Annotated in this window: 22 protein-coding genes and 1 other RNA gene; 2 read left to right on the forward strand and 21 right to left on the reverse strand. The window is 71.1% G+C overall.

The features are described 5' to 3' along the window. The 3 genes from ALIDE2_RS13095 to ALIDE2_RS13105 all read right to left on the reverse strand — a co-directional run bounded on the left by ALIDE2_RS13095 (position 1) and on the right by ALIDE2_RS13105 (position 2,706). Positions 1-1,002: a sulfate ABC transporter substrate-binding protein gene (locus ALIDE2_RS13095; RefSeq protein ID WP_013519275.1), complete on the reverse strand. Its 1,002-nt coding sequence runs from the start codon at positions 1,000-1,002 to the stop codon at positions 1-3. A 108-nt stretch (positions 1,003-1,110) separates the two neighbouring features. After that, positions 1,111-1,701: an RBBP9/YdeN family alpha/beta hydrolase gene (locus ALIDE2_RS13100; RefSeq protein WP_013519276.1), complete on the reverse strand. Its 591-nt coding sequence runs from the start codon at positions 1,699-1,701 to the stop codon at positions 1,111-1,113. Positions 1,702-1,788: 87 nt separating this feature from the next. After that, positions 1,789-2,706 carry a LysR family transcriptional regulator gene (locus ALIDE2_RS13105; RefSeq protein ID WP_013519277.1) on the reverse strand — a complete coding sequence of 306 codons (918 nt, stop codon included), beginning with the start codon at positions 2,704-2,706 and terminating at the stop codon, positions 1,789-1,791. Between the two features lie 127 nt (positions 2,707-2,833). Here ALIDE2_RS13105 and ALIDE2_RS13110 point away from each other — a divergent pair, with 127 nt between their 5' ends. Continuing rightward, complete coding sequence (locus ALIDE2_RS13110; RefSeq protein WP_013519278.1) at positions 2,834-3,484, forward strand: FMN-dependent NADH-azoreductase; 651 nt, start codon at positions 2,834-2,836, stop codon at positions 3,482-3,484. A 57-nt stretch (positions 3,485-3,541) separates the two neighbouring features. Here ALIDE2_RS13110 and ALIDE2_RS13115 read toward each other — a convergent pair whose 3' ends face one another. The 8 genes from ALIDE2_RS13115 to dnaX all read right to left on the reverse strand — a co-directional run bounded on the left by ALIDE2_RS13115 (position 3,542) and on the right by dnaX (position 10,138). Continuing rightward, positions 3,542-4,093, reverse strand: coding sequence for an NADPH-dependent FMN reductase (locus tag ALIDE2_RS13115; protein WP_041701507.1), 552 nt, complete (start codon positions 4,091-4,093; stop codon positions 3,542-3,544). Between the two features lie 91 nt (positions 4,094-4,184). Then, the gene (locus tag ALIDE2_RS13120; protein ID WP_013519280.1) at positions 4,185-4,985 is read right to left on the reverse strand and encodes a MetQ/NlpA family ABC transporter substrate-binding protein; all 801 of its coding nucleotides are present in this window, start codon (positions 4,983-4,985) and stop codon (positions 4,185-4,187) included. 105 nt (positions 4,986-5,090) lie between these two features. After that, positions 5,091-5,756, reverse strand: coding sequence for a methionine ABC transporter permease (locus ALIDE2_RS13125; RefSeq protein ID WP_013519281.1), 666 nt, complete (start codon positions 5,754-5,756; stop codon positions 5,091-5,093). Next, positions 5,756-6,799, reverse strand: a complete 1,044-nt coding sequence (locus ALIDE2_RS13130) for a methionine ABC transporter ATP-binding protein (RefSeq protein WP_013519282.1) — start codon at positions 6,797-6,799, stop codon at positions 5,756-5,758. Before ALIDE2_RS13130 ends, ALIDE2_RS13125 begins: the two co-directional genes overlap by 1 nt. Before the next feature lie 108 nt (positions 6,800-6,907). Further along, positions 6,908-7,297 (reverse strand): MAPEG family protein, encoded by a 390-nt coding sequence (locus ALIDE2_RS13135; protein ID WP_013519283.1) that lies wholly within the window; start codon positions 7,295-7,297, stop codon positions 6,908-6,910. Between the two features lie 10 nt (positions 7,298-7,307). Continuing rightward, on the reverse strand, positions 7,308-7,898 hold the full coding sequence (gene recR / locus ALIDE2_RS13140; protein WP_013519284.1) for a recombination mediator RecR: 591 nt from the start codon (positions 7,896-7,898) through the stop codon (positions 7,308-7,310). Between the two features lie 19 nt (positions 7,899-7,917). Beyond that, positions 7,918-8,250 (reverse strand): YbaB/EbfC family nucleoid-associated protein, encoded by a 333-nt coding sequence (locus ALIDE2_RS13145; protein WP_013519285.1) that lies wholly within the window; start codon positions 8,248-8,250, stop codon positions 7,918-7,920. Positions 8,251-8,281: 31 nt separating this feature from the next. Next, positions 8,282-10,138, reverse strand: a complete 1,857-nt coding sequence (gene dnaX / locus ALIDE2_RS13150) for a DNA polymerase III subunit gamma/tau (RefSeq protein ID WP_013519286.1) — start codon at positions 10,136-10,138, stop codon at positions 8,282-8,284. 61 nt (positions 10,139-10,199) lie between these two features. Between dnaX and ffs the strand changes: the two genes are divergently transcribed. After that, an RNA gene (gene ffs / locus ALIDE2_RS24445) (signal recognition particle sRNA small type) lies at positions 10,200-10,296 on the forward strand. Positions 10,297-10,320: 24 nt separating this feature from the next. Here the strand turns inward: ffs and ALIDE2_RS13155 are convergent. From ALIDE2_RS13155 to ALIDE2_RS13200, 10 genes are read right to left on the reverse strand one after another with little or no spacing between them, the layout of a single operon-like run. Next, positions 10,321-11,148 (reverse strand): TOBE domain-containing protein, encoded by an 828-nt coding sequence (locus tag ALIDE2_RS13155; RefSeq protein WP_013519287.1) that lies wholly within the window; start codon positions 11,146-11,148, stop codon positions 10,321-10,323. A 36-nt stretch (positions 11,149-11,184) separates the two neighbouring features. Then, entirely contained in the window at positions 11,185-12,036 is an 852-nt protein-coding gene (modD, locus tag ALIDE2_RS13160) for a ModD protein (protein ID WP_013519288.1), read from the reverse strand. After that, positions 12,033-12,695, reverse strand: a complete 663-nt coding sequence (gene modB / locus ALIDE2_RS24860; RefSeq protein WP_013519289.1) for a molybdate ABC transporter permease subunit — start codon at positions 12,693-12,695, stop codon at positions 12,033-12,035. The genes modD and modB overlap by 4 nt, the downstream gene beginning before the upstream one ends. Then, the gene (gene modA / locus ALIDE2_RS24865) at positions 12,696-13,412 is read right to left on the reverse strand and encodes a molybdate ABC transporter substrate-binding protein (RefSeq protein WP_013519290.1); all 717 of its coding nucleotides are present in this window, start codon (positions 13,410-13,412) and stop codon (positions 12,696-12,698) included. It lies immediately after the preceding gene. A gap of 11 nt (positions 13,413-13,423) precedes the next feature. Continuing rightward, positions 13,424-14,227 carry a DUF364 domain-containing protein gene (locus tag ALIDE2_RS13175; RefSeq protein WP_013722251.1) on the reverse strand — a complete coding sequence of 268 codons (804 nt, stop codon included), beginning with the start codon at positions 14,225-14,227 and terminating at the stop codon, positions 13,424-13,426. Next, on the reverse strand, positions 14,221-15,015 hold the full coding sequence (locus tag ALIDE2_RS13180) for a class I SAM-dependent methyltransferase (protein WP_013519291.1): 795 nt from the start codon (positions 15,013-15,015) through the stop codon (positions 14,221-14,223). The genes ALIDE2_RS13175 and ALIDE2_RS13180 overlap by 7 nt, the downstream gene beginning before the upstream one ends. Beyond that, positions 15,012-15,773 carry an ABC transporter ATP-binding protein gene (locus tag ALIDE2_RS13185; protein ID WP_013519292.1) on the reverse strand — a complete coding sequence of 254 codons (762 nt, stop codon included), beginning with the start codon at positions 15,771-15,773 and terminating at the stop codon, positions 15,012-15,014. Before ALIDE2_RS13185 ends, ALIDE2_RS13180 begins: the two co-directional genes overlap by 4 nt. Then, on the reverse strand, positions 15,770-16,768 hold the full coding sequence (locus tag ALIDE2_RS13190; RefSeq protein ID WP_013722252.1) for a FecCD family ABC transporter permease: 999 nt from the start codon (positions 16,766-16,768) through the stop codon (positions 15,770-15,772). The genes ALIDE2_RS13185 and ALIDE2_RS13190 overlap by 4 nt, the downstream gene beginning before the upstream one ends. Before the next feature lie 58 nt (positions 16,769-16,826). Beyond that, positions 16,827-17,861 carry an ABC transporter substrate-binding protein gene (locus tag ALIDE2_RS13195; protein ID WP_013722253.1) on the reverse strand — a complete coding sequence of 345 codons (1,035 nt, stop codon included), beginning with the start codon at positions 17,859-17,861 and terminating at the stop codon, positions 16,827-16,829. Then, positions 17,858-18,397, reverse strand: a complete 540-nt coding sequence (locus ALIDE2_RS13200; protein WP_013519295.1) for a DUF2478 domain-containing protein — start codon at positions 18,395-18,397, stop codon at positions 17,858-17,860. Before ALIDE2_RS13200 ends, ALIDE2_RS13195 begins: the two co-directional genes overlap by 4 nt. Positions 18,398-18,407 lie beyond the last annotated feature (10 nt).

Here is an 18,407-nt window from a genome sequence, read left to right on the forward strand (position 1 = left end):
TTACTTGCCGCTCTGGTAAAGCTTGTCGAACTGGCCGCCGTCGTTGAAGTGCACCTTCTGCGCATCGCTCAGGGAGCCGAAGTACTTGGCCACGGTGAACTGCTGGATGGGCTTGAACTGGTCGGCATGCCTTTTGAGCACCGCCTCGGAGCGCGGGCGGATGGCGTGCCGCGCCGCGATCTCCTGCGCCTCGTCCGAGTACAGGTAGTCCAGGTAGGCCTTGGCGAGTTCCGCCGTGCCCTTCTTGGCCACGGTGCGCTCGACCACGGCCACCGGGTTCTCGGCCGTGATGCTCACCGAGGGGTAGACCGCATCGACCTTGCCCTTTCCGAACTCGCGCTCCACCGACACCACCTCCGACTCGAAGGTGATCAGCACGTCGCCGATGTTGCGCTGCAGGAAGGTGGCCGTAGCATCGCGCCCGCCCTTGGCCAGCACGGGCACGTTCTTGTAGAGCTTGGCGACGAACTCTGCCGCCTGCGCGTCGGTGCCGCCCTTCTCGCGCACCGACCCCCAGGCGCCCAGGTAGGCGTAGCGGCCGTTGCCACCGGTCTTGGGATTAACCACGATGACCTTCACATCGGGGCGGGTCAGATCGTTCCAGTCCTTGATGTTCTTGGGATTGCCGTGGCGCACCAGGAACAGCATGGTGGACGTGGTAGGCGATGCGTCGTTCGGAAACTTCTTGGCCCAATCCTTGGCCACCACGCCGTTGTCGGCCAGGAACTGCACGTCGGTCGTGGTGTTGAAGGTCACCACATCGGCAGCCAGGCCATCGTTCACGGCGCGCGCCTGGGCGCTGGAGCCGCCATGGGCCTGGTCCACCTTCACGTCAACGCCCTTGGTCTTCTTGTAATGGGCGATGAAGGCCTGGTTGTAGTCCTTGTAGAACTCGCGCGCCACGTCGTAGGAGACGTTGAGCAGCGAATTGGCCTGCGCCGATGCGAGCCCGCTGGCCGCCAGGGCCAGGGAAGCGATGAGGGTCTTGATCCGAGTGTTCATTGCGTTGTTCTCCACGTTGCGAGATGTGAACGGATTGTGGAGAGGACGACTTAAAACTCAAAAGAATATATTCTTTTAAATTAATCTGATTGAGGAATAAAGAAAGGATCAGGCCGCAGCCAGGCAAGGGGCCGTCGCCAGGGCGTCCTGCAGCAGCGACCGCAGGAGCGCCCAGCCCAGCGGCCATTCCCCGTGGCCCGACTCCACGTTGATATGGCCCGCCTGCGGCAGGCGCACGAACTCGCTGCCCCAGGCACGCGCATAGGCGCCCGCCAGGCGGATGGGGCAGTACGGGTCGTTGTCGCTGGCGACGAGGATGTTGCGGTACGGTAGCCGCGCATAGGGCACGGGCGCGAAATCGCTGAGCACCGCGCGCCGCTCGGGATCGGCGGGCGCCACCAGCAGGGCGCCGCTCACGCGCGCGGCGGCCTCGGGGCGCATGTGCACGGCGGCGATGCAGCCCAGGCTGTGCGCGACGAGCACCACCGGCTGCGGCGCGGCCAGCACGACCTGCTCCAGCGCGCCCACCCAGGCCTCGCGCTCGGGCGAGAACCAGTCCGCCTGCAGCACGCGCCGCGCGCCAGGCACGCGCTCGGCCCACAAGCTCTGCCAGTGGCCGGGGCCGGAATCGCGCCAGCCCGGCACGATGACCACGGCGCGCGCGCCTGCGTGCGTTTCGGGTAGAGCCACCGGGGGCATGCCATTGCTCCTTTGCATAATGGGGCGGATTCTTGCGCCCCCGGCTTCAAACCCCAACGAATAGATTCTTCTGACTTTATACGGAAATCATCTATCGACGCCCGCCCGCATGTTGCCGGGCATGGTCTCGCCCAGGAAGTCAAGGAAGCCGCGCACCGCGGGCGACAGCCCCCGGCGCGAGGCGAACACCGCGTGCACGATGCCCTTGGGCTGCGACCACTGGGGCAGCACGCGCACGAACTGCCCGGCCTCCAGCTCTGCGAGGCACAGGTAGTCGGGCAGCCAGCACAGGCCCGTGCCCGCGAGCGCCGCGTGCTTGAGGGTGAGCAGGTCGTCGGCCACGTAGCGCGGGGTGAACTGCACCGTTTCCTCGCGGCCATCCGGCCCGATCAGGCGCAGGCTGGCCCGCCCCTCGGACGCGGACATGGCGAGCGTGTCCATGCGCGCCAGATCCCGCAGCGTGCCGGGCATGCCCTGGCGCGCGATCTGCGCGGGGCTGGCCACCAGCAGCTGGCAGCCCTCGCCCAGGCGCTTGACCACCATGCTGCCGCTCTCGTCCAGCGTGGCGCGCACGCGCAGGGCCACGTCCACGCCCTCCTCCACCACGTTGACCACGCGGTTCGTCACCTGCATCTCCATGCGCACCAGCGGGTGGCGTTCGAGGAACTGCGGCATCAGCTCGGCCAGCACCGTCTGCGCCAGCGTCACCGGGCAGGTCACGCGCACGGTGCCACGCGGCTCGGAACGCACCTGGGCCACCGCATCCGCCGCGGCCTGGGCCGACTCGCGCATCGTCAAGCAGTGGCGCAGGTACGCCTCGCCCACCTCGGTCAGCGACAGCGTGCGCGTGGTGCGCTGCAGCAGGCGCACGCCCAGGTGCGCCTCCAGCTCGGCCACGCGCCGCGACAGGCGAGACTTCGGAATGCCCAGCGCCCGCCCGGCAGCGGCAAAGCCGCCGCGCTCGGCCACCTCGGCGAAATACAGCATGTCGTTCAGGTCTTGCATGGCAGCGTGGATTGATGACGAATTCAGGACAATTTATCGTAATTCCGCCACCTAATCAAAGATTGATCGCAAAACTACAATTTGCCTATCGCCCACACCTAGGGTTTGCACTTAGACAGGAAACTCCATGCAACTGCTGCACATCGATTCCGCCATCACCGGCGACCAGTCCGTCTCGCGCCAGCTCACGGCCCGCATCGTCCAGGCGTGGCAGGCCAGCCACCCCGCCACCCAGGTCAGCTACCTGGACCTGGTGGCCGAGGCCCCCGCACACTTCACCATGGAGGCCATGGCCCCGCGCACGGGCCAGACCGAAGGGCTGAGCGAGGCGCAGCAGCGCGAGAACGCCGTATCCGAGCGCCTGGTGCGCCAGTTTCTCGCGGCCGACGTGGTGGTGATCGGTGCGCCGTTCTACAACTTCGCCATTCCTACCCAGCTCAAGGCCTGGATCGACCGCATCGCCCAGCCGGGCCGCACCTTCCGCTACACGGCGAACGGCCCGGAAGGCCTGGCCAAGGGCAAGACGGTGATCGTGGCCTCCAGCCGCGGCGGCGTGTATTCCACCAGCGAGGCCGGCCGCGCCATGGAGCACCAGGAAAGCTACCTGCAGACCGTGCTGGGCTTCTTCGGCGTGACCGACGTGCGCTTCGTGCGCGCCGAGGGCATGGCCCTGGGCGAGGAGGCCAAGACACAGGCCCTGGCCGCCGCCAACCAGGCCATCGAGGCCCATGTGCAGGCCGGCGCCGCCAACCAGGAGCGCATCTCGCAGGCCGCCTGACGCCCCCTCTCCCCAATCCCTCCCTCGCCAGGGAGGGGCTCGGGCGCATGGTTTACTTCAGGCGTTGTGCCGCTTGACCCACGCCACGTATTTGTCCACCCACCCCTGCAAAAAAGCGCGGCTGGCCTCGCCTATGTTGCCGTCGGCGTCGAACAGGCCCTCCTTGGCCTGCAGGAAGGCCTCGGGCTGGCCCAGCGTGGGCATGTCCAGGTAGGCCAGCACGTTGCGCAGGTGCTGCTGCGCCATGGCCGTGCCGATGGTGCCGATGGAGATGCCGATCACCCCCGCCGGCTTGCCCGCCCAGGCGCTCTGGCCGTAGGGGCGCGAGGCGTTGTCGATGGCGTTCTTGAGCACGCCGGGGATGGAGCGGTTGTACTCCGCCGTCACGAACAGCACGCCCTGCGCTGCAGCGATCTCTTTCTTGAGCCGCAGCACCGGCGCGGCCTGGTGGCCGTCGTCGTCCTGGTTGTACAGCGGCAGGTCGTCGATGCGCACCTGTTCGAACTCGAAGTCCGGCGGCGCCAGGCGCGCCAGCGCGTTCGCGAGCTTGCGGTTGAAGGAATCCTTGCGGAGGCTGCCCACGACGACAGCGATGCGGTACTTGCTCATACGGAAGCCTTTCTGGAAGAAGCCGCCGGGGCGCGGCCGCTGCATCGTACGGCAGCCCCATGCGCGGGGCTGTCGGACGAGAGGCTGTCGATCACCAGCCGGCCAGCACCGAGCCCTTGAACTGCGTGTCGATGAAGCGGCGTATCTCTTCGCTGTGGTAGGCCTTCACGAGCCTGGCCACCCAGGGCTTGTCCTTGTCGGCCGCGCGCACCACGAGGATGTTCACGTAGGGACCGTCGGGGTTTTCCTGGGCGATGGCGTCGGTCTTGGGGTTGAGCCCGGCCGAGATGGCGAAGTTGGTGTTGATGGCCGATGCGTCCAGGTCGTCGAGCGAGCGCGGCAGCTGCGCGGCGTCGAGCTCCACGAACTTGAGTTTCTTGGGGTTGCCCACCACGTCCAGCGGCGTGGCCTTCAGGCCCGCGCCGTCCTTGAGCTTGATCAGCCCCTGGGCCTGCAGGAGCAGCAGCACGCGGCCGCCGTTCGTGGGGTCGTTGGGAATGCCGAAGCGCGCACCCTCCTTGAGATCAGCCAGCTTCCTGATCTTCTTGGAATAGATGCCGATGGGGAAGTTGACCGTATTGGCCGCCACGGCGAACGCGTAGCCGCGGTCCTTGATCTGCGCATCCAGATAGGGCTTGTGCTGGTAGCTGTTGGCGTCCAGGTCGCCCGCGGCCAGGGCCGCGTTGGGCTGCACGTAGTCGCTGAACTCCACCACCTGGATCTTCAGGCCCTGCTGCTCGGCCACCTTCTTGACCTGCTCCATGATCTGCGCGTGCGGGCCGGCCGTGACGCCGATCTTGAGCGGCTTGTCCTGCGCCGGCGCGGCGCCGGCAAAGCCGACGGCAAGCGCCAGGGCCAGGGTGGATCGGATCAGGGAGCGCTTGGAAAGCATGTTGGAGCCTTTTTGCGGATAGTGTGGAAACAGCCCGCTATCGTAGGCCCGCCGCGGCGCCGTCAGAACGAATTGTTTGCCATATCCAAACAACCGGATGGCATCTCAGCGGTGCGACATGCGGCGCACGGCCCAGTCGCCCAGGCTCTGAATGGCCTGCACGAAGACGATGAGGATCAGCACCACGGCCAGCATCACGTCCGGCAGGAAGCGCTGGTAGCCGTAGCGGATGCCCAGGTCGCCCAGGCCGCCGCCGCCCACGGCGCCGGCCATGGCCGAGTAACCCGTGAGGCTCACGAAGCTGATGGTCAGCCCGGCGACGATGCCCGGCAGCGCCTCGGGCAGCAGCACCTTCCAGACGATCTGCCAGGTGGTCGCGCCCATGGACTGCGCGGCCTCGACCAGGCCGGAGTCCACCTCGCGCAGCGCGGTCTCCACCAGGCGCGCGATGAAGGGCGCGGCCGCCAGCGTGAGCGGCACCACGGCGGCCCAGGTGCCGATGGACGTGCCCGTGACCAGGCGCGTGAACGGGATGATAGCCACCAGCAGGATGATGAAGGGCGTGGAGCGCACGGCGTTGACGATGCCGCCCACCACGGTGTTGAGCGGCGCGTTCTGCAGGATGCCGCCCTTGTCGGTCAGGCGCAGGAACACCCCGAGCGGAATGCCCACCAGGCCGCCCACGACGCCGGAGACGCCGACCATGATCACCGTCTCCCACAGCGAGGTGGCGAAAAGCTCCAGCATCATTTCGGAAAAATTCTCGAACATCAGTTCACCTCAACCGTCTTGACCACGACGCCCTGCGCGCGCAGGTAATCGATGGCCGCGCCTATGCGCGCCATGGGACCACTGGCGTACACGGCCAGCGAGCCGAAGGTCTGCTCCTGGATCTCGTCGATCTGCCCGTGCAGGATGGACAGGTCCAACCCCAGCTCGCGGATCAGGTGCGACAGGATGGGCTCGTAGGCCTGCTCGCCCGCGTACGACAGGCGCAGCAGCTGGCCGCTGGCCTGCGGCGCCAGGCGCGCCGCCAGGCTGCGCACGCGCGCGAGCACGCCCGCGGGCAGCTCCTGCGGCACGATCTCGTCGATCAGGCTCTTGGTGATGTCCTCGCGCGGGCGCGTGAACACCTCGATCACCGGGCCCATTTCCACGATGCGCCCGGCCTCGATCACGGCCACGCGGTCGGCGATCTGCTTGATGACTTGCATCTGGTGCGTGATCAGGACCACCGTCACGCCGAGCTCGCGGTTCACCTGGCGCAGCAGGTCCAGGATGGAGCGCGTGGTCTCGGGGTCGAGCGCGCTCGTGGCCTCGTCGGACAGCAGCACCTTGGGCCGGCTGGCCAGCGCCCGGGCGATACCCACGCGCTGCTTCTGCCCGCCCGAGATCTGCGCCGGGTAGCGGTCGGCCAGGTGCGACAGGCCCACGAGATCCAGCAAGGGCTGCACGCGCGCGTGGATCTCGGCCTTGTCCATGCCCGCCAGCTCCAGCGGCAGCGCGACGTTGTCCCACACCGTGCGCGAGGACAGCAGGTTGAAGTGCTGGAACACCATGCCGATCTCGCGCCGCGCGGCGCGCAGCTCGGCGTCCTTGAGCCGGGTGAGGTCGCGCCCGTCCACGATCACCTGCCCCTTCGTTGGGCGGTTGAGCAGGTTGATCACGCGCACCAGCGAGCTCTTGCCCGCGCCCGACCGCCCGATGATGCCGAACACCTCGCCCGGGGTGACGTGCAGGTCAATGCCGCGCAAGGCCTCGACCGGGCCCTGCGGGCCCTGGTAAATCTGGGTGATGCCCCGAAGATCGATCATGGAAACAAAGAGAAACGCCGCGCGGGCCAGCCAGGGCACGCCCGCGAAGCTATGAAAAAAGCAGCGGCCTGCGCTGAATGGGCAGGCCGAAGGCGCCCATTTTACCGTTCAGCGCCAACCCAGCAGCAGGATGGCGATGTTCACCAGGAAGGCCAGCCCCCAGACCACGCTGCGCGCCGTGGGACTGTCCCCCACGTACAGCGCGATGTAGGACACACGCAGCAGGATGAACACGCAAGCCAGCAGGTCTAGCGCCGCCTGCGGCGCGCCGATCTGGTGCGCGATGACGACCGCGCCGATGAAGAACGGCAGCGCCTCGAAGCTGTTGGCCTGGGCCGCGTTGGCGCGTGCGCGCCAGCCGCTCTGGCGCGCCAGCCAGGCGCGCGGGTCGTGGTTGTCGGCGCCGCGGAAGCTCCCGCGCTTGGCCAGCAGCGCGCACAGTATGGGCAGCAGCGCCGCGGCCAGCACGCACCAGTAGGCCACGGTGAAGCGGGTCATTTTGGGTGCCTCAACGCCGGTCCGCAAGCGCGTGGGCGATGGTGCCCAAGTCCACGTACTCCAGCTCGCTGCCCACGGGCACGCCGCGCGCCAGCCGCGTGACGTGGATGCCGCGGCGCTTGAGCGCCTCGGCGATGGCGTGGGCCGTGGCCTCGCCCTCGGCGGTGAAGCTGGTGGCCAGGATCACCTCCTGCACCACGCCGTCGCCGGCGCGCTCCAGCAGCTTGTGCACGCCGATGTCGCGCGGCCCCACGCCGTCCAGCGGCGACAGCCGGCCCATGAGCACGAAGTACAGGCCCTTGAAGGCGGCCGTGCGCTCCAGGGCGGACTGATCGGCCGGCGTCTCCACCACGCACAGGCGCGTGGCATCGCGCGCCGGGTCCAGGCAGGTGTCGCACACCGCGCCCTCGGTGAAGGTGTGGCAGCGCTCGCAGTGGCGCACCTGCTCGCACGCCCGGGCCAGCGCCTGCGACAGCTGCTGCGCCCCGCCGCGGTCGTGCTGCAGCAGGTGGAAGGCCATGCGCTGGGCCGACTTCACGCCCACGCCCGGCAGGCGCCGCAGGGCCTGGATCAGCGCGTCGAGGGAGCCGGTGTCGGACATGCGCGGGGCGGCGGCGCCGTCAGAACGGGAACTTCATCCCGCCGGGCAAGCCCGGCATGCCGGCCGTGATCTTGCCCATCTTTTCCTGCGAGGTCTCTTCGGCCTTGCGCACGGCGGCGTTGAAGGCTGCGGCCACCAGGTCCTCCAGCATGTCCTTGTCGTCCGCCAGCAGGCTGGGGTCGATGGTCACGCGCTTGACGTCGTGCTTGCAGGTCATCAGCACCTTGACCAGGCCGGCGCCGGATTCGCCCTCGACCTCGATGCTGGCAAGCTCTTCCTGGGCCTTCTTGAGGTTGTCCTGCATGGCCTGGGCCTGCTTCATGAGGCCGGCGAGCTGTCCCTTGTTGAACATGGGTGGTTTCCTTTGCTTATAAAAAAGATGCTTATGCGGGCTTGATGCTGCCGGGCACGATTTTCGCGCCGAACTCGCGCATCAGCTGCTGCACGTAGGGGTCGTTGTGGACGATGTCCTCGGCCGCGCGCTGGCGCTCGGCCGCGGCCTGGGCGTTGCGGCGCGCGGGGCTGTCGATGACCACGCCCACCTCCACGCTGATCTGGCGCGCGTGGCCCGCGGCCTCAAGGGCCGCGCGCAGGCGTTCGCGCGCCGTGGGCTGGTTCAGCGACTCGCGCTCCACGCGCAGCAGCCAGTGGCCTTCGTCGCGCGCCACGAGCTGCGACTGCAGTGCGAGCTCGCGCACCAGGGCAGTGATAGTCTCCTGCGCGATGAGCTGCTGCACCACGGCGTACCAGGCGTCGCCCTCCTCCGTGGGCACGAGCCGCGCCGGCGCGGGCGCGGCGCCGCCCGGTGCCATGGGCTGCAGGCGCGCGCCGGGCTCGGGCACGGTGCGCACAGGTATTGCTACCGTTTCAGGAGCTGTCTGCGCTTGGCTGGCGGGCGGTTGAGGCTTATTTTGTCGGAATTCCTCGGGCGCCCGCACGGGCAGGCGCACGGCGGGCGCTGGGGCCGGGCCACTTGGCGCCGAGGGCTCCGCCGCGCCGATCGCCTCGTGCACCGCCCGGTTCACATCGTCCGGCGTGGGCTGCGGCGGCGCCTCATGGGCCCGCGCGGGCGGCGCGGCGGCGGGTTCAGGCCGCGTCAGAGTTTTTTTTTCCGCCATGGCCGCATCGGCCGGAGCGGGCTTGAAGGCCAGCAGGCGCAGCAGCACCATGGTCAGGGCGGCGTATTCGTCGGGCGCCAGGCCCAGCTCGGTGCGGCCGTGCAGGCAGATGCTGTAGAGCAGCTGTGTCTCGTCGGCCGGCATCAGCGCGGCCAGGCGGGCGATCTCGGCGGCCTCGGGGTCGGTCGCGTCCACGGCGGCAGCCATCTGCGGCACGGCCTGCAGCACGGCCATGCGCTGCAGCACGGCGCTCATCTCCTCCAGCGTGCTTGCGGCCGACAGGCCATGGGTGCGCAAGGTGTCCGCCGTCTCCACCACGGTCCGGCCGTCGCCCTGCGCCAGCGCATCGATCAGGCGGAACACATGGCCGCGGTCCACGCTGCCCAGCATCTGGCGCACGGCGGCTTCCTGCAGCTGGCCACTGCCGAAGGCAATGGCCTGGTCGGTCAGGCTCAGCGCGTCGCGCATGGAGCCGCGCGCCGCGCGCGCGAGCAGGCGCAGCGCCTGGGGCTCGGCGGCCACGCCCTCCTGCGCCAGCACGCGCGCGAGGTGCTCGAGCACCGTCTCGGGCGCCATGGGCCGCAGGTTGAACTGCAGGCAGCGGCTGAGCACCGTGACCGGCACTTTCTGCGGGTCGGTCGTGGCGAGCACGAACTTGAGGTATTCCGGGGGCTCCTCCAGCGTCTTGAGCATGGCGTTGAACGCCGTGTTCGTGAGCATGTGCACTTCGTCGATCATGAAGACCTTGAAGCGCCCCTGCACCGGCTTGTAGACGGCCTGCTCCAGCAGGCCCTGCACCTCGTCCACGCCGCGGTTGGAGGCGGCGTCGAGCTCGGTGTAGTCGGGAAAGCGCCCTCTGTCGATGTCCTGGCAGGCCGGGCACACGCCGCAGGGCGTGGCCGTGATGCCGCCCTGGCCGTCTGGCCCCTGGCAGTTGAGCGACTTGGCCAGGATGCGCGAGACCGTGGTCTTGCCCACGCCGCGCGTGCCGGTGAACAGGTAGGCATGGTGCAGGCGCTGCTGCGTGAGCGCGTTCGTCAAGGCCTGCACCACGTGCTCCTGGCCCACCATCTCCGAGAAGGTCTTGGGACGGTATTTGCGGGCGAGCACGAGATAGGACATGGGGCGTGATTCTATGGTGCGTGGCCGCTCGCCCCGGTTTCCCGGCGTACAATCTCGCCTTGACGGGCCTCCCCGCATGGTGAAGCGGCCAACCGGGTCAGGTGGGGAACCAAGCAGCCCTAACTGTGGAGCCAGTGCCGGGGGTAAGGCTCGTCACCCTCCCCTCTCTTTTTCCCCTCGCCTTACGCGGGAACCCCCACGATCACGCTCGACGCCTTGAACAGCGCCGATGCCGCCGTGCCCGGCGCCAGGCCCAGCGCGTCGCAGCTCTCGTTGGTGATGATGGCGGCCACCGCCGCGCCTCCGGGCAGGCCGATCACCACCTCGGTGTTCACGGCGCCCTTCTGTACGCGCGACACGGTGCCCCGCAGGCGGTTGCGCGCCGAGAACCTGGCGCCCTGGTCGTCCGTCACCACGATGACCGACGAGGCCTTGACCAGCGCGAACGCCTCGGCCCCCAGAACGAGGCCCAGGCTCTGGGCGCTCTCGTGCGTGACGATGGCGACGAGCTTCTGGCCCATGCCGGGCACGTCCAGTTCGATCTCGTCGTTCACGGCCCCGGGCGTCACGCGGGTCACCGTGCCGAAGAATTGGTTGCGTGCACTCGTTCTCATGCCCATTCTCCGTATCAAAAGGAAGTCATCGGCCACGCCCTGCGCCTGCGTGCTGAGCTGGTCCACGAACCGGCGGTGCGCGCGCTCGATGACGCCGAAACTGCGCACCAGGCGCATCCCTCTTTCAGTGAGCTTCGTGCCCCCGCCGCCTTTGCCGCCCACGAGCCGCTCCACGAGCGGCTCGCCCGCGAGCTGGTTCATGGCGTCGATGGCGTCCCACGCCGCCTTGTAGCTCATGCCCATGGCCTTGGCCGCCTGGCTGATGGAGCCATGCGTGGCGATGTACGCCAGCAGCTCCACCCGGCCCGGCCCGCCCAGGCTGCGGCCGCCCACCGTCATCCACACCGATCCGCGCAATTCGATGCGCGCGCCGTCCTGCTGCGCTGCTGCCGTCATGGCCGTCCTTTCATTGAAGGCGCCAGTGTAGAGAGGCTACAGCGGCGCCACGCTCACGCCCACGTCGGCGGGCGGGGCGTAGTGCAGGCTGCTGGTGACCAGCGCATCCACGCCGCTGGCCGCGTAATCCGCCGCGTTGCCGGCGTTGATGCCGCCGGCGGCCAGCAGCCGCAGCCGCGGGTGGCGCGCGCGCAGCGGCGGGCACCAGGCGCGCAGGTCCTGCGGCGCGGCCTTGTCGAACTGCACCACGTCCGCGCCTGCGGCGGCCGCGCGCAGCGCCTCGTCGAGCGAATGCGCCTCGATCACGCATTTCTTCTCGGCCAGCGCGTGCGCCACGGCGGCCAGGCGCTCGGCCACGCCGTCCCAGCCGCCGAGCAGCGCGCGGTGCTGGGGGAAGACCAGCACCGTCTCGCCCACGCCCAGCCGATGCGGGAACGCGCCGCCGCTCAAGGTGGCCTTGAGCGCGATGCGGCGCAGCCCCGGCGCATGCTTGCGCGTGGTGAGCACGGCCACGCCGGGCGCGGCGGCCTGCACGGCGCGCACCATGCGCGCGGTGGCGCCGGCCACGCCGCAGGCGTACTCCAGCAGGTTCTGCGCCACCTTCCAGGCGCGCAGCAGGCCGGCCGCGTCGCCGGTGGCGGCCAGCAGCACGTCGCCCGCGGCCACGGGCGTGCCGCTCGCCAGCAGATCCTCTACGCGCCCGCCGCAGTGCCGCACGATGCGCGCGGCCTCCTCGGTGCAGGCGGCCACCGATTCGCCGCGCACCGTGAAGCGCATGCGCGCGGGCTGGCCGCCCACGGCGAGCAGGTGGGTGGTCAGGTCCACGAGCGGCGCGTCCTCGGCGATCCAGGCGTCGATCGTGGCGTGGTCGAAAAACACGGAATTCATAGCGCTCCCCATCGGCGTAGTACGAAGAAAGCCAGCGCGGCGATGCCCGCCAGCAGCAGCGACAGCGTGTTGGCGCAGGCCAGGTTGCCGTCCATGACGTGGTTGTAGATGGCCAGCGACAGCGTCTCGGTGCGCCCGGCGATGTTGCCGCCCAGCATGAGCGACAGCCCCACCTCGCCCAGAGCGCGCCCGCCGGCCAGCACCAGCCCTGCCGCCACGCCCCGGCGCGCCAGCGGCACGTCGATGCGCCAGAACACGCTCCAGGGCCGGTGCCCGAGCAAGGCCGCGGCCTCGCGCAGGCGCGGCGGTATGCCCGCGAATGCCGCCTGCGCGGGCTTGACCATGAGCGGCAGCCCGGCGACGAAGGCCGCGATCACCAACCCCGTCTGCGTGAACACGATCTCGGGCCGCAGCGGCGGCGGCAGCCACTGCGTGAGCCAGCCCTGGCGCCCGAGCAGCAACAGCAGGCCGTAGCCCAGCACGATGGGCGGAAACACCAGCGGCAGCGTGACGAGCGCGTCGAGCAGCCCACGCCCCGCGAAGCGCCTGCGCGCGAGCAGCCACGCCAGCGCCGTGCCCAGCACGAGCTGCAGGCCCATGCTCCACGCCACCACGCCGAAGGTCAGCAGCAGGGGCGCACCCGGACAGCCGTCCAGCATTTACATGCCGTGGCGTTCGAGCACCTGCCGCGCGGCGGGCGATGCCAGGTAGTTGAGGAAGGCCCGCGCGGCGGCCCCGCCGGCGCGCCCCTTGAGCACGCCCACGCTCAGCTCGATGGGGTCGTAGCAGTCCTGCGGCGCGTCGATGGCCGCTCCCGCGCGCCCCTGCAGCGCCAGCGCCTCGGTGCGGTTGAGGAAGCCCGCATCCACCTCGCCCGTGGCGACATAGGCGCTCACCTGGGGCACGGTGGCGACCTCCACGAGCCGCCCGGCCAGCGGCTGCGCCAGGCCCAGGCGCGCCAGGCAGGTGGCTGCCGCGTTGCCATAGACCGCCTTGGCGCGGTCGGGCAGCGCGATGCGCCTAAAGCGCGGCTCGCGCAGGTCGGCCAGGGAGGCGATGGCCTGCCCGCGCGCCGTCACCAGCACCAGCCTGCCCGTGCCCAGGGGCTGGAAGCGCTCGGCCAGCCCCATGGGCTCCAGGAAAGCGCGGTCGCCGATCATCAGCGCGATGTCGGGGTTCTGCCTGGCCTGCGTTTCCACCTGCCTCATGTTGCCGAAGCTCGCCTCGGTGCGCATGCCGCTGGACTTCGAGAAGTCCTCCAGCAATTCCATGACGGGCTTGCGGTAGCCGGCGCCCGCGGCGACCAGCAGCGCATCGGCGGCCCAGGCGTTCGCGGCCAGGAGGAAGGCCGCGCAGGCCAGGAAGAAACGTTGCATGAAAACTCCTTTCACAGGCAAAGACAAATGCGTTCCACCGACTTGCCGAAGAAGTGGTAGCCCGAGCCCCCTTCGGCGAGCAGGTCGAGCAGTTCGGCGGGCGCGCGCACGCGCGTGCCGCCCACCACGGTGGCGCCCCGGCGCGCGAACGGCGCCGCGCGCAGCGTGGCCGTGGGCCCCACCACGGCGGCCTGCGCGCCGGGGCGCAGGTGGCGCAGCAGGTCGTCCAGCGTGCCGTTGACCAGGGTGGTGCCGGTGGTGATGAGCACGTCGGCCCCGCCCACGATCTCCGGGGCGCGCTCGGCGGGTGCGTAGAACGGCAGCTCCTCGGGCTTGAGCGTGGAGGGGCCGAGTTCGAGCACGTGAAAGGGCTGGCCGCTGCGCCGCAGCGCGCGCTGGCCGGGCGCGATGGCGAGCGCGTCGAACGCATCGCCCTCCTCCACGCGCGCGCCGGGCGGCGGGCCGTCCCGCTGCCACAGCGTCTCGGCCAGCGCGTTAAGCGTGGCGATGGCGAGCGCGCGGCGCAGGTCCTGCGGGCGGTACAGATCCTGCAGCACTTCGGCCGCGCTGCGCCCGGCGATGCGGCCCGGCACGGGCATGGCCAGCGCGGAGCTGGGGCAGCACACGGCCTCGGGCACGCTCTTGACGGGCGTGGCGCACAGGCCGCCCACGCCGTTGTCGAGCTGCACGCCCGTGAAGAAGATGCCCAGCACGGCGCGCGCGATGCGCAGGCGCTCCAGGGCCTGCGCGCCCAGGGCGCCCGCCACGTCGGCATGCAGTTCGGCCAGCAGGCCGTCGGTTGCGGCGTTCAGCATCGTGGTTTCTCCCAGGAGATGAAGGCCCAGCGCATGGGCGGGCCCGCGCGCTCGGCGGGCGTTGCCTGCCCGTACCAGGCGCACAGGCGCGTGGTTTCCGCCACGCTCAGCTCGCCCAGCGACCAGGCCACGCGGCGCGCGTAGTCGTCGAAGTCCTGCGCGTCGGCCAGGCGGCTTTCCTGCGTAAGGTAGGACAGGCAGGGGTGGATGCCCATGCGGTGCAGGATGTTGACGAGGTAGATGTAGTCCGGCACGGTGGGCACGCTGCGGCCGATCACGCGCTGGATGGCCGGGTCGATGAAATGCCCGCCCGCGGGGTGCGTGAGGTACACGCGCCGCCGCGCCTTGGCGTCCAGCTTGGCGAGCGCGGCGGCGATGTCGTCCACCAGCGTGGCGCGCGAGGCGACGGCGACGTCGCACACGGGCACGTCGCTCCAGTCGTCCTCCCAAGCGCGGTGCAGCGTCTCGACGTGCTGGAGGCCCTGCTCTGCGGCCAGCGCGCGCAGGGCGTCCAGCATGGCGGCGCTGTAGTCCAGCCCCACCACGCGCCGCAAGCGGGGCGCCACGGCCAGCGCAATGGTGCCGGGGCCGCAGCCCACGTCGAGCAGCGATTCGGCGCCCGCGAGGTCCATGCGCGCCACGAAGTCCCGCGTGTAGCCGCTGCGCAGTGCCTTGGCGGCCATGCCCGCGGCGCGGGAGTCCCAGGCGCTGGCGGTCTTGCGCGTGCGCGCGGCGATGGCGAGGTGGTCGCGGTACAGGCGGCCGAAGTCGATGGCGTCTATGGTCATGCGGTGGTCCAGTTCAAGGAGGCGGCGACGGCGCTTTCGCTCACACCGTAGAGCGCGGCGAGTGCCGCCGGGGTGGCGGTGGCGCGCGGCGCGCCGATGGCTTGCAGCCGCCCGCCGCCCAGCAGCGCGACGCGGTCAGCGATGCGCAGCGCGTGCTCGGGCTGGTGCGTGCTCATGAGCACGGCCATGCCACCTGCGCGCAGGCGCCCGATGTGCTCCAGCACGCGGATCTGGTTGCCGAAGTCCAGGCTCGCCGTGGGCTCGTCCATCACCAACAGCGAGGGTTCCTGCGCCAGGGCGCGGGCGATGAGCGCGAGCTGGCGCTCGCCGCCGCTGATGGCCGTGTAGACACTCGCGCGCAGGCGGGCGATGCCGAGCAGCTCCAGGCAGTGCCGCGCCACCTGCCGGTCCGCCGCGCCCGGCGCGGAGAAGCGTCCCACGCGCGCCGCGCGGCCCATGAGCACCACGTCCTCCACGGTGAAGGGGAACAGGCCCGCGTGCGCCTGCGGCACGTAGCCCACGTGGCGCGCGAAGGCCGCGCGCGGCCATGCGACCACGTTCTGGCCGCGGCAGCGCACCTCGCCCGCCAGCGGCGGCAGCAGGCCGAGCAGCGTGCGCAAAAGCGTGGTCTTGCCGCTGCCGTTGGCGCCCAGCAGGCACAGCACCTCGCCGGGCGCAAGCGCGAAGGCCAGCCCCTGCGCCACGCAGCGCCGGCCGTGGCCGATGGACAGGCTCTGCGCCTGCAGCACCACGCTCATTCGCGCCCTCCCGAGCGGGCCAGCAGGAGCAGGAAGAACGGCGCGCCCACCAGCGCGGTGAGGATGCCCAGCGGCAGCTCGATCGGCGCCGCGGTGCGCGCCAGCGTGTCCGCCGCCACCAGGAAGCCCCCGCCCAGCAGCAGCGACGCGGGCAGCAGCCGCGAGAACTCCGGCCCCACCAGTAGCCGCGCCACGTGCGGCACCACCAGGCCCACCCAGCCCACGATGCCCGCGAGCGACACCGCCGCCGCCGTGGCCAGCGTGGCCGCGGCCACCAGCGCCAGGCGCAGGCGCCGCACGGCCACGCCCAGCGCCTGCGCCTCCTCGTCGGGCAGGGACAGCAGGTTGATGCGCCAGCGCAGCAGCGCCAGCGGCACCAGGCCCGCGAGCAGCGCGGGCGCGGTGGCTTTCAGGTCCGCGGGCGTGACCGCGTTCAGCCCGCCCAGCAGCCAGAAGGTGATGGTGGGCAACTGCGTGGCGGGGTCGGCCAGAATCTTCACGAGCGCGATGCCCGCGCCCAGCAGCGCGCCCACGGCCACGCCCGCGAGCACCAGCACCAGCACCGGGTCGTGCCGCCGCACCAGGCCCGCCACCGCGAGCACCGCCCCCACGGCCAGCAGCCCGCCCGCGAAGGCCAGCGCCTGCACCGCCGCGATCGGCAGGCCCAGGTAGATGGCCGCCACCGCGCCCAACCCCGCGCCGGCCGACACGCCCAGGATGTCGGGCGAGACCAGCGGGTTGCGGAACATGCCCTGGTAGGCCGCGCCCGCCGCCGCCAGCGCCATGCCCACGAGCAGCCCGGCGGCCACGCGCGGCAGGCGGATGCTCCACACCACCGTCTCCACGGCAGCCGGCAGGCCCGACTCCGCGCCCGTGAGGCGCGCGGCCACGGCGCGCCACAGGTCGCCCGGCGCGACGGAGAACTTGCCCGAGGCGAAGGCCGCCAGCACCACGGCCGCGAGCAGCGCCACGGCCAGCAGCCAGCGCAGCGGCATTGCTATTGATACAGGAGCTTCTAGCGCTTGATGGATGGGCGCTGAAGCCCGATTCGACTCATATTCCATCCAGCAGCCTTTGCACGTCCTGCGCCGACAGCGCGGCGCCGTAGAACGACTGGTAGAAGCGCCGCACCGCCTCAGGCAGCGGCTCCAGCGCGCGCAGCGCCGGGTGGCCGGGGTGCAGGCGCTCGAGCAGCCAGCGCACGCCGATCAGGCGGTTCACGCCGGGCGGCCCGTCCAGCCAGCCGAAGGGCAGCGCGGGCGCGCAGTGCACCCGCCCCGCGCGCACGGCGGCGATGCCGCGCCACTGCGGGTCGGCGAGCACGCGGCGCGCGAAGGCCGCGTCCTGCGTGACGATGACCTCGGGGTCCCACTGCAGCAGTTGCTCCAGCGACACGCGCGTGAGCGCGCCCTGGCCCGCCTCGGCCGCCACGTTGCGGCCGGCGCAGAAATCCAGCAGCTCCACGTTGATGGAGCCGGCGCGTCCCGTCTCCAGCCCGTCCGCGCCGCGCCCGTAGTACACGCGCGGGCGCCCGGCCGGCGGCACGCTGGCGCGCACCCGAGCGGCCAGGGCGATTGCGGCTTCGGCTTCCAGGGCCAGCCGCTCGCCGCGTTCGGCCGCGCCCAGCAGGCGGCCCACCGCGCGCAGCTGCGCGGCGTGGTCGGCGATGCGCCCCTGCACCAGCACCGTGGGCAGGCCCGTCTGCTCGCTCACGCGGCGCACGCCGGAGACGTAGGTGGCGTCCGCCGTGCCCGCGTCCAGCACCAGGTCGGGCGCCAGCAGCAGCAGCGATTCGAGCGGCACCGTGCTGCCGCGCCCCGACAGGCGCCCCGTGTGCGGCAGCGCGCGCAGCTGCGGGCCGAGCAGCGCGCGCGCCTCGTCGCCGAGCGTGAGCGGCCAGCCGATGAGCTTCTCGGGCGCGAGCGCCGCCACCAGCACGCCCGCGGGCGGGCCCGCCGCGAACACCTTGCGCACGTGCCCGGGCGGCGTGCCGAAGCGCGCCACGACCACGCCCTCCGCACTCTGTGCACGGACGCGCGCGGCCGTGAGCGCCAGCGGCAGTTGCAGCAGCAGGCGCCGGCGCATCATGCCGGCACCCTGCGGCCCACGGCCAGCGTGAACCAGGACCGCAGCGCGGCCATGCGCGGGGGCAGCTCCTCGCCCATGCCGCCCGTGAACCGGCGCCAGGCATCGAGGTGCTTGGCCGCGACCACGGTGAGCACGGGAATGTCCTCGCCCACCAGCGCCGCCAGCTCGGCCGCATGGCCGCCGCCCGTGGCCTCCAGCGCGCCGAAGCGGTTGCCGACGGCCAGGTGCACCCGGTCGGCCAGTGCCTGGCGCAGCACGCCGCCGGCCTGCGCGACGCCGTCCGGGTCGAGGCAGCACGCGCGCGAGAGCGGCCCGAGGTCCTGCGAGATGGAGAACACCCGACCCGTGCGCATGTCCACGAGCTGCAGGCGCGGCTTGCCGCCGCCCTCGGCCGGCACGCACTGCTGCGCCAGGCCGCCCACGCGCCAGCCCGCGCGCTGCAGGTCCTGGCAGAACTCCAGCACCAGCGCGTCGGCCGCGTCGCCGCCGTCCATGTCGCCGCCATACACCAGGGCCGCCAAAGGATGTGTCGCCATGTCCGCTCTC

Source organism: Alicycliphilus denitrificans K601 (assembly GCF_000204645.1).
GTDB classification, from domain to species: Bacteria; Pseudomonadota; Gammaproteobacteria; order Burkholderiales; family Burkholderiaceae_C; genus Alicycliphilus; species Alicycliphilus denitrificans.

Coding starts and splice junctions, on each gene's coding strand:
- ALIDE2_RS13185 (WP_013519292.1), bottom strand. CDS start 15,773: ATGAGCGTGGTGCTGCAGGCGCAGAGCCTGTCCATCGGCCACGGCCGG.
- modB (WP_013519289.1), bottom strand. CDS start 12,695: ATGCTGGACGGCTGTCCGGGTGCGCCCCTGCTGCTGACCTTCGGCGTG.
- ALIDE2_RS13195 (WP_013722253.1), bottom strand. CDS start 17,861: ATGATGCGCCGGCGCCTGCTGCTGCAACTGCCGCTGGCGCTCACGGCC.
- ALIDE2_RS13200 (WP_013519295.1), bottom strand. CDS start 18,397: ATGGCGACACATCCTTTGGCGGCCCTGGTGTATGGCGGCGACATGGAC.
- ALIDE2_RS13180 (WP_013519291.1), bottom strand. CDS start 15,015: ATGACCATAGACGCCATCGACTTCGGCCGCCTGTACCGCGACCACCTC.
- ALIDE2_RS13120 (WP_013519280.1), bottom strand. CDS start 4,985: ATGCTTTCCAAGCGCTCCCTGATCCGATCCACCCTGGCCCTGGCGCTT.
- modA (WP_013519290.1), bottom strand. CDS start 13,412: ATGCAACGTTTCTTCCTGGCCTGCGCGGCCTTCCTCCTGGCCGCGAAC.
- ALIDE2_RS13145 (WP_013519285.1), bottom strand. CDS start 8,250: ATGTTCAACAAGGGACAGCTCGCCGGCCTCATGAAGCAGGCCCAGGCC.
- ALIDE2_RS13110 (WP_013519278.1), top strand. CDS start 2,834: ATGCAACTGCTGCACATCGATTCCGCCATCACCGGCGACCAGTCCGTC.
- ALIDE2_RS13135 (WP_013519283.1), bottom strand. CDS start 7,297: ATGACCCGCTTCACCGTGGCCTACTGGTGCGTGCTGGCCGCGGCGCTG.
- dnaX (WP_013519286.1), bottom strand. CDS start 10,138: ATGTCCTATCTCGTGCTCGCCCGCAAATACCGTCCCAAGACCTTCTCG.
- ALIDE2_RS13175 (WP_013722251.1), bottom strand. CDS start 14,227: ATGCTGAACGCCGCAACCGACGGCCTGCTGGCCGAACTGCATGCCGAC.
- modD (WP_013519288.1), bottom strand. CDS start 12,036: ATGAATTCCGTGTTTTTCGACCACGCCACGATCGACGCCTGGATCGCC.
- ALIDE2_RS13095 (WP_013519275.1), bottom strand. CDS start 1,002: ATGAACACTCGGATCAAGACCCTCATCGCTTCCCTGGCCCTGGCGGCC.
- recR (WP_013519284.1), bottom strand. CDS start 7,898: ATGTCCGACACCGGCTCCCTCGACGCGCTGATCCAGGCCCTGCGGCGC.
- ALIDE2_RS13190 (WP_013722252.1), bottom strand. CDS start 16,768: ATGCCGCTGCGCTGGCTGCTGGCCGTGGCGCTGCTCGCGGCCGTGGTG.
- ALIDE2_RS13100 (WP_013519276.1), bottom strand. CDS start 1,701: ATGCCCCCGGTGGCTCTACCCGAAACGCACGCAGGCGCGCGCGCCGTG.
- ALIDE2_RS13115 (WP_041701507.1), bottom strand. CDS start 4,093: ATGAGCAAGTACCGCATCGCTGTCGTCGTGGGCAGCCTCCGCAAGGAT.
- ALIDE2_RS13105 (WP_013519277.1), bottom strand. CDS start 2,706: ATGCAAGACCTGAACGACATGCTGTATTTCGCCGAGGTGGCCGAGCGC.
- ALIDE2_RS13125 (WP_013519281.1), bottom strand. CDS start 5,756: ATGTTCGAGAATTTTTCCGAAATGATGCTGGAGCTTTTCGCCACCTCG.
- ALIDE2_RS13155 (WP_013519287.1), bottom strand. CDS start 11,148: ATGACGGCAGCAGCGCAGCAGGACGGCGCGCGCATCGAATTGCGCGGA.
- ALIDE2_RS13130 (WP_013519282.1), bottom strand. CDS start 6,799: ATGATCGATCTTCGGGGCATCACCCAGATTTACCAGGGCCCGCAGGGC.